The sequence below is a fragment of the Pseudomonas sp. AC193 genome (assembly GCF_979258075.1).
Map to the genome: position 1 here is coordinate 5,557,838 of NZ_OZ409832.1, position 17,421 is coordinate 5,575,258.

The 17,421-nt window shown below is 55.0% G+C and carries 11 protein-coding genes and 1 pseudogene; all 12 read left to right on the forward strand.

Annotated features, from left to right (window positions below; genetic code table 11):
• Positions 1–5: 5 nt before the first annotated feature.
• The 12 genes and pseudogenes from icmH (at position 6) to ACZZ0D_RS24955 (ending at position 17,419) form a co-directional block, all read left to right on the forward strand.
• On the forward strand, positions 6–881 hold the full coding sequence (gene icmH, locus ACZZ0D_RS24900) for a type IVB secretion system protein IcmH/DotU (protein WP_053125083.1): 876 nt from the start codon (positions 6–8) through the stop codon (positions 879–881).
• A 13-nt stretch (positions 882–894) separates the two neighbouring features.
• On the forward strand, positions 895–4,434 hold the full coding sequence (gene tssM, locus ACZZ0D_RS24905) for a type VI secretion system membrane subunit TssM (RefSeq protein WP_212550338.1): 3,540 nt from the start codon (positions 895–897) through the stop codon (positions 4,432–4,434).
• Entirely contained in the window at positions 4,434–5,162 is a 729-nt protein-coding gene (locus tag ACZZ0D_RS24910; RefSeq protein ID WP_053125079.1) for a PP2C family protein-serine/threonine phosphatase, read from the forward strand. Before tssM ends, ACZZ0D_RS24910 begins: the two co-directional genes overlap by 1 nt.
• A complete protein-coding gene (locus ACZZ0D_RS24915) occupies positions 5,159–6,160 on the forward strand; it encodes a serine/threonine-protein kinase (protein ID WP_053125077.1) in 1,002 nt (333 codons plus the stop codon). The genes ACZZ0D_RS24910 and ACZZ0D_RS24915 overlap by 4 nt, the downstream gene beginning before the upstream one ends.
• 28 nt (positions 6,161–6,188) lie before the next feature.
• The gene (locus ACZZ0D_RS24920) at positions 6,189–8,225 is read left to right on the forward strand and encodes a type VI secretion system Vgr family protein (RefSeq protein ID WP_463554535.1); all 2,037 of its coding nucleotides are present in this window, start codon (positions 6,189–6,191) and stop codon (positions 8,223–8,225) included.
• Positions 8,226–8,263: 38 nt separating this feature from the next.
• Positions 8,264–9,268 carry an SEL1-like repeat protein gene (locus tag ACZZ0D_RS24925; RefSeq protein ID WP_463554536.1) on the forward strand — a complete coding sequence of 335 codons (1,005 nt, stop codon included), beginning with the start codon at positions 8,264–8,266 and terminating at the stop codon, positions 9,266–9,268.
• Complete coding sequence (locus ACZZ0D_RS24930; protein WP_463554537.1) at positions 9,265–9,753, forward strand: NlpC/P60 family protein; 489 nt, start codon at positions 9,265–9,267, stop codon at positions 9,751–9,753. Before ACZZ0D_RS24925 ends, ACZZ0D_RS24930 begins: the two co-directional genes overlap by 4 nt.
• Entirely contained in the window at positions 9,753–12,398 is a 2,646-nt protein-coding gene (locus tag ACZZ0D_RS24935; protein ID WP_463554538.1) for a glycoside hydrolase family 19 protein, read from the forward strand. Before ACZZ0D_RS24930 ends, ACZZ0D_RS24935 begins: the two co-directional genes overlap by 1 nt.
• Entirely contained in the window at positions 12,395–13,168 is a 774-nt protein-coding gene (locus ACZZ0D_RS24940) for a hypothetical protein (RefSeq protein WP_463554539.1), read from the forward strand. The genes ACZZ0D_RS24935 and ACZZ0D_RS24940 overlap by 4 nt, the downstream gene beginning before the upstream one ends.
• Positions 13,169–13,277: 109 nt before the next feature.
• Positions 13,278–14,405, forward strand: a complete 1,128-nt coding sequence (locus ACZZ0D_RS24945; RefSeq protein WP_463554540.1) for a lysozyme inhibitor LprI family protein — start codon at positions 13,278–13,280, stop codon at positions 14,403–14,405.
• A 46-nt stretch (positions 14,406–14,451) separates the two neighbouring features.
• Positions 14,452–15,820, forward strand: a pseudogene (locus ACZZ0D_RS24950) (lysozyme inhibitor LprI family protein).
• Positions 15,821–16,024: 204 nt separating this feature from the next.
• Positions 16,025–17,419, forward strand: coding sequence for a TIGR01777 family oxidoreductase (locus tag ACZZ0D_RS24955; protein WP_463554541.1), 1,395 nt, complete (start codon positions 16,025–16,027; stop codon positions 17,417–17,419).
• The last annotated feature ends 2 nt before the right edge of the window (positions 17,420–17,421 follow it).

A 17,421-nucleotide genomic window follows, 5' to 3' on the forward strand; every position in this document is an offset into this window, starting at 1 on the left:
CCGACATGATCAAGGACATGGAACACAACCAGGACGACAAAACCGTCCTGCTCGACCGTCAGGGCCATGGCCCGGCGTCGAGTCCGCTGACCGATTTCGCCGCGCCACCGCGCTTCGAACAACTGGAAGAACGGATGATCTACGCCGCGCGCCTGCGCCCGGCAGAGTCGTTCAATATCAGCCTCAATTCGCTGGTGGCGGCGTCCTCCGATTTGCTTTCGGAAGTGGTGCGCCTCAAGCACAGCGAAAGCCGCGAAGACTTGTACGCGCTCAACGAGCGCCTGACCGCCGGGCTCAAGCTGTTTGAAGTGCGCGCCCTGCACAACGGCGCCGAAAGCAGTCAGGTGATGGCCGCGCGTTACGTGCTCTGCACCGTGGTCGACGAAGCTGTCGTGACCACGCCGTGGGGCAACGAGAGCGAGTGGTCGCAGATGAGCCTGCTCAGCAGCTTCCACAACGAAACCTTTGGCGGTGAGAAGTTTTTCCAGCTGCTTGATCGGCTGTCGAAAAACCCGGTCAAACACCTGCCGATGCTTGAGCTGATGTACCTGTGCCTGTCCCTCGGTTTCGAGGGCAAGTACCGCGTACAGGCACGCGGCATGCTCGAACTCGAAGGCATCCGCGACGCCTTGTACCGTCAGATTCGTCAGTTGCGTGGCGACGTGCCGCGCGAGTTGTCGCCGCACTGGGAAGGCCTCAACGATCAGCGCCGCAGTCTGGTGCGCATCGTGCCGGCGTGGATGGTGGTGTTGTTCACGCTGGTCTGTCTGGTGGTGATGTATTCGGGCTTCGCCTGGGTTCTGGGCGAGCAGCGCGACACCGTTCTGCAACCTTATCAGCCGCTTGATCCGGCCGCGGTGCAACCGCAGTCGCAGCCGTAAACAGGGACGTGTGATGAAAAAGTTTTTCAAGAAAGTCGGCGCCTTCCTGCGCCAGACCTGGGTCTGGACTCTGCTGCTGGTGCTGTTCGTGGCGCTGCTGGTGTGGTTCGTCGGCCCGTTGTTGGCGGTCGATGACTACAAGTTCTGGGAGAGCCCGACCTCCCGCCTGCTGACCATTGCCGTGCTGTTCCTGATCTGGGGCCTGGTCATGGTCTTCGTCAGCTGGCGCGCCGGTATCCGCAAGAAAGCCGAAGAAGAAAGCGAAGACGGTCAGGATCGTATCCGCCGTGAAGAGTTGATCGACGAAGAGCAGAAAGAGTTGAAGGCGCGCTTCAAAGACGCGCTGAAAACCCTGAAGACTTCCAGCCTCTATCGTGGCCGCAGCGAGCGCTGGCGCAGTGACTTGCCGTGGTATCTGCTGATCGGCCCGCAGGGTTCCGGCAAGACCAGTCTGCTGGACTTTTCCGGTCTGGAATTCCCGATCAACAAGATCGACCGCAAGCTGACCCGTGACACCCTCGGCACTCGTCATTGCGACTGGTACTTCGCCGACCACGGTGTGCTGATCGACACCGCCGGCCGTTACCTGACGCAGCCGGACGCCGAAGTCGACAGCAGCGCCTGGACGACCTTGCTCGAGCTGCTGCGCAAACGTCGCCGTGGCCGTCCGTTGAACGGTGTGCTGGTGACCATTCCGGTGGAAACCCTGCTCGGTGGTAGCGAACAAGACATCGACACCCTCGCGCGTCAGGTGCGTGGCCGTCTGCAAGATGTGCATCAGAAACTGCACGTCGATGTGCCGGTGTATCTGGTGCTGAGCAAGGCTGACAAGCTGCTGGGCTTCGACGAATTCTTCGATCAACTGAGCCGTGAAGAAAGCGATCAGGTGCTCGGCACCAGTTTCCGCAAGGATCAGGTCGGCACCGACGTCGCGGTACTGCGCAATGAATTCGAAGAGCTGCTGCGTCGCCTCAACAGCCAGGTGATCATGCGCATGCACTCCGAGCGCGACACCCAGCGCCGTGGCCGCATCCTCGACTTCCCGCATCAACTCGGGCAGATCGGCGAGCGCCTGTGCCTGTTCGTCGACATGGCGTTCACTGGCAACCGTTATCAGCGAGCCACGCAACTGCGTGGTTTCTACCTGACCAGCGCACCGCACCTGACCCAGGAAATGGATTCGACCACCGCCGGCATCGGCGCGAGTCTGGGCATGAGCGCCGGTGTATTGCCGACGCTGCGCAGCGGTCGTTCGCGCTTCATTCACCACTTGCTCAGCCGGGTGATTTTCCCTGAGGCGGATCTGGCCGGTCTCGATAAGCGTGAACGCAGCCGCATCCATTGGGGCCAGCGTGCGTTGTACATCGGCGCACTGGCGTCGTTGGCACTGTTCGGCATCCTCTGGGCCGGTGGTTTCTCGGCCAACTACGAGCGTCTGGAAAACCTCCGTACGCTGGCGCAAAACTGGACGCAGCAACGTTCGGCACTGACCCCGCGAGATGACGCGATGGGCGTGCTGAAAACCCTCGACACCAGTTATGCGGCAACCCAGGTGTTCCCGAAAAAGGGCGACGTGTCGTACCACGAACGTGGCGGTCTGTATCAGGGCGAAGACGTCAATCCGCCGGTCGCCGACGCCTACGAGCGTGAGCTTCAGGCGCAGTTGCTGCCACGGGTTGCATCCCAGCTCGAAGGGCAGATCCGCGCCAACCTGCAGGATCGCGAAAAGCTGCTGAACAGCCTGCGCGCGTACCTGATGCTGAACATGAAGGATCGTCGCGACGCGGCGTGGCTCAAGGACTGGATCGCCACTGACTGGTCGCAGCGCTACACCGGCAACACCGCGGTGCAGAACGGTCTGAACACTCACCTCGAACGTCTGCTCAAGCAGCCTTTTATCTATCCGCTTAACGACCAGTTGGTCGCGCAGGCGCGGCAGGTATTGCGCAGCGAATCGCTGGCCAACGTCGTGTATCGCATGCTCCGCGAGCAGGCGCGTAACCTGCCGGAATACCGTTTCAGCCAACACCTCGGGCCACAAGGCTCGCTGTTTATCGGCACCGATTACGTGATTCCGGGCTTCTACACCCAAGAGGGTTATCAGCAGTATTTTTCGGTGCAGGGCGCGACTCTGGTCACCGACATCCTGCGTGACAACTGGGTGCTGGGCGAAGGCGCGGGCATCAGCGACATGGACTTGCGTCGTCTGATGGTCGAGCTTGAGCAGTTGTATTTCCGTGACTACGCCAACTACTGGAGCGAAGCCGTTGGCCAGGTGGCACTGCCGCCGATCAACGACGCCGGTGAAGGCGCCGAGCAACTGGCGGGCCTGACGTCGGCCAACTCGCCGGTGCTCGCCTTGCTCACGGAAGTGCGCGAGAACACCCGCTTCCAGGCTGTTGCTGACCCGGTGGATCAAGCCGCCGATGCGGCTGATGCGCTGGCCGAGCAGAAAGGCAAACTGGGCAAGGTCGGTAAACTGGCGGCCGCCGCAGCAGACAAGGCTTCGGCCCTGACCGTTGCGAAGAACCTGCCGGACACTGCCAAGAAGTCGCTGCAACGTCGCTTCGAGCCGCTACATCGTTTGCTCGATGACAACAATGGCCCGGCTGCTGACCTGACACCGGCGCTCAACGCGCTCAACGACCTGCAACTGCAACTGGCCAGCCTGGCCCGTTCCAGCTCGCCGGAACAAGCCGCGTTTGAACTGGCGAAAACCCGCATGAGCGGCCAGCGTGATGCGCTGACCAACCTGCGTAATGCCTCCGGTCGTCTGCCGCGTCCGCTGAGCGTGTGGTTCAACGTGCTGGCCGAGGACTCGTGGCGTCTGGTGCTGAACGATGCGTACCAATACATGAACGGCCGTTATCAAAACGAGCTGTACAGCGTGTATGGCAAAACCATCAGCAAGCGTTATCCGTTCAGCGCTACCAGCACCAGCGACGTGGCGATCGCCGACTTCCGCGAGTTCTTCAAGGATCAAGGCATCGCTGACCGCTTCTTCGACAACTACATGCGTCCGTTCGTCAGTGGCGATCCGGGCAACTACCGCATGCGTAGCGTCGATGGCCACAGCCTGCCGGTGTCCAAGGTTTACCTCGACCAGATGGCCGCCGCACTGACCATTCGCAAGAGCTTCTTCTCGATCAACCCGGCCGAGCCGACCGTGCAGTTCAAACTCGAGCCGTACACCCTCGATCCGGCGGTCAGCCGTTCCGAGTTCAAGTTCGGCGACAAGACCATCGAATACCGTCACGGCCCGATTGTGCCGGTGTCGTTCAAATGGCCAACCGATGCTGAAGACGGTCGCACCAGTCTGGTGATGGACAAGATGTCGGGGCGTCCGATCGGCATCGAGAAAAACTCCGGCCCGTGGTCGCTGTTCCGTCTGTTTGATCTGATGCAGACCGAGTACCTCAACGGTCGCGACGTGCTGGTGCTGAAAGCCGACGTGGGTGGCCTGCGCGCCAACTACCTGCTGACCAGCCAACGCTCGCCGAACCCGTTCGACATGGGCGTACTGCGCACCTTCCGTATGCCGGTGCAGCTCTGATGCTCGTGGCCAGTGCCTGGCGCAGCGCGGCGCGTACCGACCCGGGCAAGGTGCGGGCGCGCAACGAAGATGCCTTCCTCGACTCGCCACAGCAGGGGCTGTGGGTGGTCGCGGACGGCATGGGCGGTCATCAGGGTGGCGACATCGCCAGCCAGTTGATCGTCGCCAGCCTGGCTGAACTGCCGCAACACGACGACTTCGACGAACGCCTCAAAGCCATTCGCCAGTGCCTGCATTGGGTGAACCGGCGTTTGGGGCAGGAGTTGACCGTCACCGCCGGCCGTCACGACAGCGTCATGGGCAGCACCGTTGTGGCGCTGCTGGTGGAAGGCAATCGCGCGGCCTGCATCTGGGCCGGCGACAGCCGTTGTTATCTGTGGCGCGGGCAGCGTCTGTATCAGCTGTCCAAAGACCATTCGCTGCAACAACAATTGATCGACGAACAGAAAATGAGCGTCGATCAAGCGGCGGCGCACCCGGCGGCTCATGCCTTGACCCGAGCCGTCGGCGCGGCCGAACAACTGACCCTGGATGTGTTGGAACTCGAGGTCTATCCGGGCGACGCGTTTTTGCTTTGCAGCGATGGTTTGTACCAAGGCCTGAGCAGCGATGCCCTCGGCAACGCCCTCAGTCTCAGCGCGCCGCACGTGGCGCTGGAACGTTTGTTCGACGGCGCCTTGCGGGGCTCCGCGCGGGACAACCTGACTGCCGTGGTGATCCGCCAATGAGTGAAATCGAATCGCCAATCGATGACGTGTTGATCAGCGAAGAACAGGCCAGCAACCTGACCTACTTCGCCTTCGCCAAGTCGCACAATGCCGAACCTGCGCTGGCCCCTAAAAAGGCCAGCATCGGTGTGCTGCCCGATGTGTTGGCCGGTCGCTACCGCCTCGAGCGTTTGCTCGGGGCCGGTGGCATGGGCGCGGTTTACCGGGCGCGGGATCTGCTGCACGAACAGTTTGGCGATCCCGACCCTTACGTTGCGCTGAAAATCCTCAGCGAAGAATTTGCCGAATCGCCGGACGCCAGTGCTTTGCTCTACAGCGAGTTCGCCCTGACCCGACGCCTGCGCCACGACAACGTCGTGCGTGCGCACACTTTTGAAGTCGACACTGACTGCCAGCGGGCCTTCATCACCATGGAATACATGCGTGGCCTGACCCTGGACAAATTGCTCTGCGAGCGGCCCCTCGGCCTGCCGTGGAAAGAACTGCGCGACATCGTCCTGCCGCTGCTCGACACGTTGGCGTATGCCCACTGTCGCGGCGTGCTGCACGGTGATCTGAAACCGAGCAACGTCATGCTCAGCGAAGACGGCCTGCGCCTCTTCGACTTCGGCCTCGGCCAAGCGGAGGAGGGCGTGCTGCCCGGCCTGCCGCACCTGAGCCGTGAACGCTTCAACGCCTGGACACCGGGCTACGCCGCCCCCGAACTGCTTGAAGGCCAACCGTTGTCGGCCGGCGCAGACGTGTACGGCGTGGCCTGCGTGATTTACGAACTGGCGGGCGGCAAGCCGCCGTTCCGCCGCGTGGCCTCGACCCTGGCCCGCGACGAACACCTGGAGCGCGAGCTGCACGCGCCGAAAAACCTACCGAAACACTGCTGGCCCGCGCTGCGCAAAGCGCTGAGCTTCAATGCGGCAGAACGCAGCATCACTGCCGGCCAATTGCGTGACGCCATGAGCGCCACTTCGTCCTGGCGGCAACGCCTGCGTTTTCGGGCGTAACGGATGACATTCGAACAGGGAGCACACAATGTTCAACTCAGCTAACGAGACCCACTTCAGCCTGACGGTGGAAGACTATGTCGGCGACCTGCAAGTGCTGTCGTTCACCGGCACCGAGGGTGTCAGCCAGCCGTATCGTTTCGACCTCGAACTGGTCAGCGAAAACCCCGATCTGGATCTGGAAAAACTCCTGCACAAGCAGGCCTTTCTCGCGTTCGATCCGCAGGGCTCCGGCATTCACGGGCAGATTTATCGAGTCGCTCAAGGCGATGCCGGCAAGCGCCTGACGCGCTACAAAATCTCCATCGTGCCGCAGCTGCAATACCTGCATCACCGCACCAACCAACGCATCTACCAGCAGATGTCGGCGCCGAAAATCATCGCGTTGATCCTCGACGAACACGGCATCAAGAGCAACGCCTACAGCTTCCAGCTCAGCCAGCCGTGCCCGGATCGCGACTACTGCGTGCAGTACGACGAAACCGACCTGCATTTCGTCCAGCGCCTGTGCGAAGAGGAAGGCATTCACTACCACTTTCAGCACAGCGAAAAAGCCCACCTGCTGGTGTTTGGCGATGACCAGACCGTGTTCCAGAACCTCGGCCAGCCGACCGCGTACGTGCAAGGCAGCGGCATGGTCGCCGACGAACCGGTGATCAAAGGCTTCAAACTGCGCCTGGAAACCCGCACCACACGCACCATGCGCCGCGACTACGACTTCGAAAAACCGCGCCTGCAAATGGAAGCCGCCTACAAACCGGATGGCGAGAGCAATGAACCGGATCTGGAAGACTACGACTACCCCGGCCGCTTCCTCGACCGCGCGCGCGGCAAGTTCCTCAGCCAGCGCGCCCTCGAACGCCACCGTGCCGACTACCGTCAGGCCGAAGGGCGCGGCGACCAGACCAAACTGGTCAGCGGCCACTTCATGGAAATGTCCGACCACCCGCGCAGCGAGTGGAACGACCTGTGGCTGCTCACCGAAATCGTCCACGAAGGCAAACAGCCGCAAGTCCTCGAAGAAGGCGTGACCAGCGACACCACCAATAACAAGGACGACTTCCATCAGGGCTACCGCAACACCTTCCTCGCCACCCCGTGGGACGTGTTCTACCGCCCGGCCCTCGAACACCCGAAACCGCGCGTACTCGGCAGCCAGACCGCCATGGTCACCGGCCCCAAAGGCGAAGAAATCCACTGCGATCAATACGGCCGCATCAAAGTGCAATTCCACTGGGATCGCGAAGGCCTCGCCGACGACAAAACCAGCTGCTGGCTGCGCGTCTCCAGCTCCTGGGCCGGCGACCGCTACGGCGCCATCAGCATCCCGCGCATCGGCATGGAAGTCCTCGTCACCTTCCTCGAAGGCGACCCCGATCAACCACTGGTGACCGGCTGCCTGTACCACAAGGAAAACCCGGTGCCGTACGCACTGCCGGCGAACAAAACCCGCAGCGTATTCAAAACCCTTAGCTCCCCGGGAGGCGGTGGGTACAACGAACTGCGCATCGAAGACAAGAAAGGTGCGGAGCAGATCTACATTCATGCCCAGCGCGATTGGGATGAAAACGTTGAGCATGATCAGAAGATTCGGGTCGGGAATGAACGCCATGACACGGTTGAGAAGAACACCTACACCGAGCTCAAAGCTGAAGAACACCGCACCACGATTGCTGATCGCAAGATTGAAGCGAAGCTCGATGATCACCTGACGATTGGGCAGAACCAGCATGTGAAGTTGGGGACTGCGCAGCTCACCAGCGTGGGGAAAGAGATTCACCTCAAGGCTGGGGACAAGATCGTTATTGAGGCCGGGACGGAGCTGACCATTCTTGGGGGTGGGAGCTTTATCAAGCTGGATGGCGGTGGGGTGACGGTGGTTGGGCCGGTGATCAAGATCAATGCCGGTGGCTCGGCTGGCTCCGGCACGGGCATCGGGATTAAACCGCCGGTGCTGCCGGGGGCGGCGGATAAGGATAAGGCGGGGAGTTTGATGGATCAGGCGTTGTTGAATGCGCCGCCTGAGAAGGTTAAGCCGAAGGCTTTTTTTGTGTTTTCTGAGTGATGAGTGTCGTGATGACAACAAACAGGTACGTAAGGCAGATGAAGTGGTTTTCGATTGTTTTGTTGTGCTGGGGGATGACTTCGGGGGCCTTTGCTTCTTCGTCCAGCACCGCCCAATGCCCAAGCGGCAATTTTGGTGATTTCGTCAAAGCCTTTTCATCTGAGCCAGAGATACAGAAAGCCTTTATTGCGTCTCCTGTGAAATATGTTCACGTAACAGCTGATGGGAAAATACCGAAGGTTGTCGAGCGGAGCTTAGGCATGATTGCCGCCGATGAGTTGAAGGTATTGCTTCCGGAAAATGCCGCCGAATCTGATCTCACTATTGAAATCAAAGAGCCTAACAGAGTAGTCGTCCGTGATGAGGCGGGCCATTTTTTGAAGATTTTCGTCTTCAAACACAGTGATTGCTGGGCTCTGAATCGATTGGAGGACTGGGCAATCGATGCGGTCATGGAAGAGATCACTCAGTCTGAGAAACTAGCTCCCGGTGAGTTAGAACTCAAAAAAGGCGTCATATTTGACAGGCTCGTTAATAAGGCTTCTCCCGAATCTGGCATCTATTTGTATGCCGCAGTATTGGATAGCTATTTAGATGGTGCACGGAAAGGTTCGGCCCAGGCTGCCGTTGCTGCTGCCGGGATCAGTCTTTCCGGGCAAGCGCCGCGCTTGGAGAATGCCAAGATCCTGGATCTTTTTATTCAGGCATCAACAAGCATTCCAGATGCAGGTTTGGCGCTCTCAAGGTTCTATTGCGATGAGGGTGAATACGACTATGAACGTCCGTGTACCAACCCTGAAAAATCAATAGCTACGCTGGAAAGTGCTGCGCAGCGTGGCTCAACCAAAGCACTTCTTCGACTGGGTGAAGTGTACGAAACGGGCAACGTCGTCCCATCGGATCGACCGCGAGCAATGGCGTGTTATCAAGAAGCTCAAAAAAAAGACCCTGAGTCCAGCAAGCCCTCTGTTGAACGCTTGGCGACCGAAGGCGTCGTCACGAATCATTCAATTCAATGTATTAAAGCAGGAAGCTTCCGATGAGTACTGGGCTACTTGAGCATCTGAATCCATATCGCAGCGGCTACGAGTACGGTCCGCATAAGGGCGAAACGGATGTAAATAACAACGGCAAGAAGGAAATCGACTGTTCAGGTCTTGTTTACCGAATCATGAAAGACGCCGGATATACAATTCCTTACCGCACAACATCGATGCTTAATACTGATCGGGAGCATTTCGATGAGATTCCGGTCGCGAGCGCCCAGCCGGGTGATATTGCACTTTGGATTAATTTTCACGGGCACACGGGGGTTATTGAAAGTCTCAGTACTGCGTTGACGCCAGGGAAATTTTTTGGTTCCCAATCTGCAGGTCCGAAAACAGCCCTTTATGGCCCGGACAGCGGGTATTGGCCACTGCCAGAGAAGGTGCTGCGGCCGAAACCTCAATTTAGGGGGCGCAACCAGCACCAGAACCTGCGCCGGCTCCCGCGCCTGCAGCCGCTCCAACGGCTCCCGCGCCTTTAATGAATTTTCAATATCCGTTTCGAAAGGCTGATGGCACACAGTTCAAAGATTCGGAGGAAGTTTTTAAAGCCTTGGAAAGCGAAAGTTCCGGAAATTTCTTATTAGGAAATCACGGCTTTTGGCATGGTGGTATTCATATCTCACATAAAACTGCTCCGCAGTGTATGCGAGATGAGCCTATTCGCTGTATTGGCGACGGTGTCGTCGTTGCATACCGTCTGAATGAGGATTACCTAGCCACTGCATTTGAAGCTTCAAATACTACAGAAGCACTAAAGTACTCGAATTCGTTTTGCCTTGTAAGGCATGACTATAAATCACCTCCAAATAAGGAGGTGACTCCCAATGCTAGCAATGAGCTTGTATTTTATAGTCTGTATATGCATTTGTTACCTTATCAGCGATACGCGGATGATCCCGAGCAGTCTGGCACTCCAAAAATAAAAATGGTGGCCAGCGGGTTTAAGGCGCGTAGCGATATTAACGGTGCAGTCGGCTGTGTCGAATATGGTTCGATCTCCGCTGGGACTGAAATTGAAATACTGGAAGAACACCCTGATCATATTCATGCAAAAGGAAACCTTATTAAGGGTAGTGTAGGAGGGCGTACACCAGGGCAAGATTTTTGGTTCGCCTACAAACAAAACGGTATTGCTTACCCACGAGGTGATGGAAGTGCGAGTTGGAGCGCCATAACTGCGCCAGAGAGGAAGAAGCCAGATTATTGGAAGGGTAAAGTCAGAGCTGTAGTTACCGGGACAGGACTTACTCTGCGGGCAGCTCCCTCGCCGCAAAGTCACGGCACTTTAGCCGGGGCTGCAATTAGACAAATAAATAGTCTGGGACAAAATGAAGACTTAGTGCTTTGTACAAATAGCGTAATAGAATTTGATAGCGGTAAAGTTTTTAGCCTGAAGATTGGCTCTAAGCTTTACAAAATGGCGGAATGTTCCTTTGTTCCGAGCACTTCCGGTGCTACAACCGGTTTGAAAAGCCATTCTACTCCTGTCCCAGCAACTTTTTGGGCCTGTGTTGAAAAGCCTTATGTTCAATTGCAGGGGTTGGTTCCTACGGAGTTTGATAAGGTTGTGCCGATGGACACGGCAATTAAGGCAGGTGACACAATCGGTTTTATTGGTTTAAATGAAACATTGGCAGGTCCTGATGGAGGGGTTTCCAGAAACTATCAAGTTCATGTGGAAATTTTTTCATCAGATCCGAGAATTGAGGACTTTCTGAAAAATAAGGCATCTGTGAAGCAAGGCAAGCAATACTTGCACTTGCCACCGAATACGACTTTAAAAAGTAAGCCTCCTCTAACCGGAATTGTGACAATTTCGAATGAAAATTTTGTGGAGCTTGGGAAAACTGTTCTCTATAAGGACACTGAAGAATGGTACGAAGTAACCGTAATTGATAATTCAGAAAACAAATCGGGTTTGCTCAAAAAAGAAGGGGCGGAGCTTCTTGGTCAGCACGACTGGGAAAAACTAGGCTTTCGCATCGTTAAGGAATCAAATTCAAATTCTGATGGTTTTCTGGATCCTGATGATATGCCGGAGTTCTTCCAGATCTTATATAAGGACTTGGATAGATTTGGTAATAAAGATCAAAAAGTTACTCCCGAAGATTTTCCGGTTGCACTTAAGAATAGGGAGTTCAGGGATCATTGGTCAAAGCTCATTGCATATCACCCTACGGAGTGGAAATCTAAGTCGGACTCTGCCAAATGGGCGCGGTTGGATACGTTGCTAGAAAATTACCCATCTGTTCTAAAACACGAAAAAGAACGAATAGATAGTTTAATATTTTGGGATGATCCAGCTATACAATCTAAAGGGGTAGGCGATGGAGTTGTATGGCATTTTCATCCAATCGCGCTCATTGGGAATATGATGCCATCGTCCGGCAGTAATGTCTGCAAAAAGTGTGGCAGTAATATAGCGTTAACAAATGCATTGATGCGGAGTATTTGTCCATCCTCCGTAACGGATACTTTTGTAAGTGAGTTTGTCATGGTGGCGAACGAGCTTTTCCCTAAGTATGGAGTAAATACCTGTGCTCAGGTATTTCATATAATGGGGCAGGGTAAGCACGAGACTTTTCAATTTTCTGCGTTTAGGGAAAGTTTAAATTACACTCGTCGTAGCTACACAGCCGAGAAACTATATAGAATGGCGCCGACCGCTATTAATGATGGTTTTGCAAGGCTGGGGATGTCACTAACCAGAGAAGAGAAGCTTGAGTATATAGATCAGCATCTGATTGCAAACGATCCAGCGTATGGTAAACATAGCTTTGGTAGCAATCAGTACCCTCATAACGACTATAGGGGGCGAGGCCTTCTTCATTTGACCCACTATGCTAACTATCGTGAATGTGCTGTAGCGATAGGTGTGAATATCGATGCTAATCCGAACCTGGTACAGGACAATATGAGGGTTGCATTAGAGTCTGGTCTATGGTTTTGGAAGGCGAAAGGTATTGGTTCACTTGCGGATGCAAGTTCACCTGATGTAGATGCGAAGATTAAATCTGTGACTAGGATTATCAACTCTGGGCTGAAAGAACTTGATCAGCGAGAGAAGTTTACTAAAGAAGTTGCTGAGAAATTCAAGGTTGTGTTCGGGGGCTGTTCGTTATGAAGCGCTTATGTAAATTTTCATTGTTAGTTTCATTTTGCCTGTCTTCGGTGGCTTCGCTAGCTTGCGAGATCCCTGAGAGTAAAGTGTACCATTCGATCCCGACAAAAGACGGTGCGATTGTTTTTGATCTCGTTCCTATAGAGGATGAGGCGAGCAGTGAAGATTCGAACAATCAAGTGGGTATTGATGTTAACTATGTTGATTGTTTGAGTAAATCTAAGAAGCTCGTTGGGCAGTTGCCGTATTTGGCAGATACAGGAAAAGTCCGCTCGGCATTTTTTTCTGATGTTAAAGGTAGTTCCGAGAAAGAGCTTTTTGTAATACACAGTGTGGGAATACATTCAGACACCGGAGTTAGATATTCTGGTGAATATTACAGTGTGCATGTTTACAAAAAGAGCGAGAGTGGTTATTCAAGGGATGAGCGAGTCTCCAAATATTTTGGTGAGGGTGGTGATATATTGGCAGACGATTACCAGAATCTAATGTATGAATTTCCTTACAAGGATCAATTGTCTGTTAGTAATAAACTTGCGACTCCAGCGTTTTCTAAATGGAATGAAGGTGTGCCGGTTCAGCTGACAATAAATAAAAAAGCTAAAATTTACAGCTCTCCAGTTTTTGACGATGTCACTCGTATGTATTTGGTTTCCGGGGATAGGGTTCAGCAGGAGGAAGTTGAGGCTGGCTGGCTTTCGATTATGTTTAAAACACCGAAAGGCAAAGAAATACGCGGATGGATCTTGTGTGGCGAAGCGGGTGGATGTTGATGTCGTCGAGCATTGGCAAAGAGGGTAACAAATGAAGCGACGGATAAATGAACGCCCCAAGCATCTCGCAACCCGCTTTGCGAAGTTCAATGCCTGATAGCGTGAATCAATGAAAAATATATATTCGCTCCCTAGCTTTTTACCGTTAGCCTTTTTGCTTTTCAGTTCGGTGGCATTTTCTGCGAGTTTCGACTGTGGCAAAGCTTCAACGGACGTAGAAAGGAAAATTTGTCGTTCTCCTTCCTTGTCCGCAATGGATGAAAAGCTAAGTGAAGTCTTCAAGTCGATAAAAAGTCGGCGGGTTTTTCAATTAATCGAAAGTGACTGGCTTGAGTCAGAGCGTAATTCTTGTGAGTCAGTCGAGTGTTTAGAGGAAGCTTATGTTCAGCAGATAAGCTTTCTCACACCCGTTTCTATTGCGCCTAGGCCGACTCAGAAAGATATTAAGTTAATGTTGGGTGATAAGCCCTACACACAGTTTGAACGCTCATGGAGGGTCATTGATTTAGCATGGCTTCCCAATGAAAAAGGGGCTGTCGAACGATTTGTGATCTCAGCTGAAACATTTTCAGGCATGTTGCATGTCATCGTGTTTGAAGGGCATTTTGATGCGGCGATGATTGCGTACCGGGGTAATCTATATGAGTACGTTGATCGCAACGACAGGCCGGTATTGCACACGATTGCGAAAGATATCGGTTTTGATGGTGCTCTGAGTTTGGGTTCAAACGACGAAGGGAAAAGGTTTGCGGGAATCTTTGATGGGGCGTTTTACTATCGACAGCAACTCTCTAAGAATCAACTGCGGGGGATGGTTTATAAGCTCGGTTCAAAATCTCCGCCATTGGAAAGCAGTCTGCTGTTCCAGCAGTGGCCAAATACTGATGAAAATGCTGTTAGTGGTTTGACATTCGGTTGGGGTGGTGAGTATGGAAAATTGCAAGCGTACTACTCGCACACCTCAGGCTATGAAACGATAGCGCAGGCTGGTCGGCCCGAGGCCGGTTGGAATATATATGCTCCGATTTGGAGCAAGTCACGGCCGACGTTTTATTTCAAGAATGGTGATGAAACTATTTGGCGTGCCAATGTTGCGGATAAGACGTTAACAAAAATTGCGAAGGCTAGTGATGAAGGAATGATCCAAAATCCTACCCCTGTCGATATTAATGGGCGCGAAGCAGTCGTTTATCTGAATGGATCTACTCTGAAAATGGCTATCTCCCTTGAAGAATAAGCACGACTTTAAAATACACTTTCGCAAGATAGTGTTGGAATTTGCCTTGAGTAAATATCTTATTCCGGTGCTGCCCGCCGTGCTGATTGGTGGTTTATCTCTGTTGGGGGGACATGCATTTGCTGACGATGCATGTGTCGATATCACTACGAACTCTCAGAGGGAAAGATGTTCTGTGAGTGCCAAGGTTGCTGCAGATAAGCAGTTGAATACCAGTTATCAAGAACTGATGGTTCGGCTCGAAGGTGGATATCAGACCGATCCAGTTCTTGCGGCGAGCCAAAAGGCAACGGTTCAGGAGGCTCAGCGCGCCTGGATCAAACTGCGCGATACCGATTGCCAGGTCGATGCGTTGGAGACGGAACCGGACTCTTCGGCGCATGTGGCAGCGGTGAACAATTGCATCGCCAGTATGAGTCGTGACCGTTCAGTGTTTTTGGACAATATCGCGTCCGATACCGGGAGTGGCCCGACATTTGGACGTGGCTCGTGCCCTACGCAAGACTTTGGACAGTTTCTTCCAGCGTTCTCCGCTAATGCCGAATCGCAGAAGCGACTAACTGCGCAGGCCGTGAAGCTGCTGGTATTAAAGGGGACGTCGGATATAGGGCGGATTGTGACCTACGTTACTGCGGAGGTGGGACGCGATATGGCGTTTCCCTTAATGGTGGCCGTGCCCGATGGGAAAGTGGAAGGAATAGAGATCGAGAAGGTGGATGACCGCCACGTTAACGTTGTGGATAAACGCGCCGGCAACAGCAATATCAAGATTTTCAACTTTTCGCGGAAGTCATGCTGGACGCTTGATGGGGTTGAGGACTGGTCGATTCCTGATAAAGAGCTTTCTGTAGCCAGTACGCGGAAAATGAGTCGTGCGGAGAATTTCTGTTGGCAGCGCGGACAAGGATTTGCTGGCTTGGGCGGCCTTGAGCAATACCGACTGACAGGAGAACTTTTTGAGGCGACTTTGGAAAATTACCTGTGCGCGGCCGCTTCAGGCGATCCTATATCTAGTTCGGCTGCGGCCGGGTTAAGTCTGTCGGGTATGGCCCCGCAATTGGAATACGGCAAAGTTGAGGCTCTTTTCAAGGCAGCAGCCGTTGATTCGCCGAGCGGTGCTGAGTCGTTGGCTGGCTTCTATTGTTTTGGCAATGAATTGGCCGGTTCAGTGACCCTGCCAGCGCCCGCTGGACGTTGAAAAAGAGTTGATTCGTGCTACCACCATGGGATCAACGCATGCATTCGTTTCGTTAGGCGATTATTGGAAAAGCGGCGATCTAGGAAAGAAAGATACTCCTCGCGCCTTGGCCTGTTATCAGCTTGCTGCCGACAAAGGTAACGACTCGGGCATCAATGCGATTAAGCGACTTCAGTCCGAAGTGGCCGAACCGATAGTGGCCAGCAGCTGCTTTTAGTGCGGTTAAGTGAAGAAGGGCGTTTACAGCGCCCGGCGCCTTTTCACCTCGATGTGATCAAACGCGTTCCGCCATCATGGCTAACGCGTTTTCATATGCGCTGAGCCAGAATCCGCAGCGCTTAAACGTTTAATACTTGAGCATCTGACGACTGCGATTTTCCTTTAAACTCCCCACCCCCAAGGAACGCGCTCAGGACACGGAATGCCAGCCCCCTCGACCTCGCTTCGCCCAGCGCTAGTGATCTGGCTATACGCCGCTGCGATCGTGCACATACTCGCCGGCCTCACCCTGACCTGGGCCGGGCATTCCGGTCTACTCGATGGCTACCTGCAAGTCCTCGAACTTTCGTTCTGGGGCGCCGATGCGGTACCTGCTGCCGGCCACGAACAACAAGTCTGGTGGCTCGCGCTGTTCGGCGCGACGCTGCAAAGTTATTCGTTGTACATGCTCGCGTTGGTGCACCTGGGCAATCGCTTGAAAACCCCGGCAGTCTGGGGCTGGTTGAGCGCCGGCATCCTGTTATGGGCGCCGCAGGACATGTGGCTCTCAGCGCAACAACAGGTCTGGTCGCACCTGTGGCTAGATGGTTTTGCATTGCTGGTGTTGTTGCCGCCACTGTTCTGGCTGTATCGGCATGACCGCCGAAAGGCTTCTTCAGTAAAGGCACCGAGCCAATCCAACCCGTTTGCCGATGGCGCTTTCAAGCGAGTGCTGATCACCGGCGGCACCGGGTTCATCGGTCAAGCCTTGGTCAATCAATTACTCGACGCGGGCCATTCGGTCAGCGTACTGACGCGCGATCCGTTGAACGCGGCCAATCTATTCAACGGCCGCGTCCGCTGTGTGCATTCGCTCAACGAACTCAGCCACGACGACGCCTTCGACGTGGTGATCAATCTGGCGGGTGCGCCCGTTGCCGGCCCACGCTGGACTGCCAAGCGTCAGGCGCAACTGCTCGCCAGCCGGGTCGCCACCACCGAAGCGCTGATGACCTGGCTGAAGAACACCAAGCACAAGCCCGCGCTGTGGATTCAAGCCTCAGCCATCGGTTTCTACGGCGTGCGCGATGCCAGCGAAAGCCTTGACGAACACGCGAGCAAGGGCGACGGCTTCATGGCCGAACTCTGCGCCCGCTGGGAAGCTGCCGCGCAACCGGCCACTGAGTTTGGCGTGCGTCAGGTGGTGCTGCGCCTCGGCGTAGTGTTCGGCCCGGGCGGTGCGTTGACGCCACTGTTGCTGCCGTTCCGCTTAGGTTTCGGCGGGCGCATGGGCGATGGTCGGCAGATCATGAGCTGGGTGCATCGCGACGATGTGCTTCAGGTGATCGCTCGATCCTTCCACGATGAAAGTCTGCGTGGCACCTACAACATGGTGGCGCCCGAAACGATAAGTCAGGCCGCGTTCACCGAGCAGGCCGGCAAGGTCCTCAAGCGCCCGGTGTGGTTGCACATTCCCGCCGCGCCAGTGCGTGCATTGGCGGGGGAGATGGCGCAGCTGTTTTTCGACGGTCAGCGCGTGGTGCCGAAGCGTTTGACCGAGGCTGGCTACACATTCCGCTATCCAACCCTCGACGCGGCTCTGCGCGATCTGACCTGAGG

Coding starts and splice junctions, on each gene's coding strand:
- ACZZ0D_RS24945 (WP_463554540.1), top strand. CDS start 13,278: ATGAAAAATATATATTCGCTCCCTAGCTTTTTACCGTTAGCCTTTTTG.
- ACZZ0D_RS24955 (WP_463554541.1), top strand. CDS start 16,025: ATGCCAGCCCCCTCGACCTCGCTTCGCCCAGCGCTAGTGATCTGGCTA.
- tssM (WP_212550338.1), top strand. CDS start 895: ATGAAAAAGTTTTTCAAGAAAGTCGGCGCCTTCCTGCGCCAGACCTGG.
- ACZZ0D_RS24925 (WP_463554536.1), top strand. CDS start 8,264: ATGAAGTGGTTTTCGATTGTTTTGTTGTGCTGGGGGATGACTTCGGGG.
- ACZZ0D_RS24935 (WP_463554538.1), top strand. CDS start 9,753: ATGAATTTTCAATATCCGTTTCGAAAGGCTGATGGCACACAGTTCAAA.
- ACZZ0D_RS24940 (WP_463554539.1), top strand. CDS start 12,395: ATGAAGCGCTTATGTAAATTTTCATTGTTAGTTTCATTTTGCCTGTCT.
- ACZZ0D_RS24915 (WP_053125077.1), top strand. CDS start 5,159: ATGAGTGAAATCGAATCGCCAATCGATGACGTGTTGATCAGCGAAGAA.
- ACZZ0D_RS24910 (WP_053125079.1), top strand. CDS start 4,434: ATGCTCGTGGCCAGTGCCTGGCGCAGCGCGGCGCGTACCGACCCGGGC.
- ACZZ0D_RS24920 (WP_463554535.1), top strand. CDS start 6,189: ATGTTCAACTCAGCTAACGAGACCCACTTCAGCCTGACGGTGGAAGAC.
- ACZZ0D_RS24930 (WP_463554537.1), top strand. CDS start 9,265: ATGAGTACTGGGCTACTTGAGCATCTGAATCCATATCGCAGCGGCTAC.
- icmH (WP_053125083.1), top strand. CDS start 6: ATGATCAAGGACATGGAACACAACCAGGACGACAAAACCGTCCTGCTC.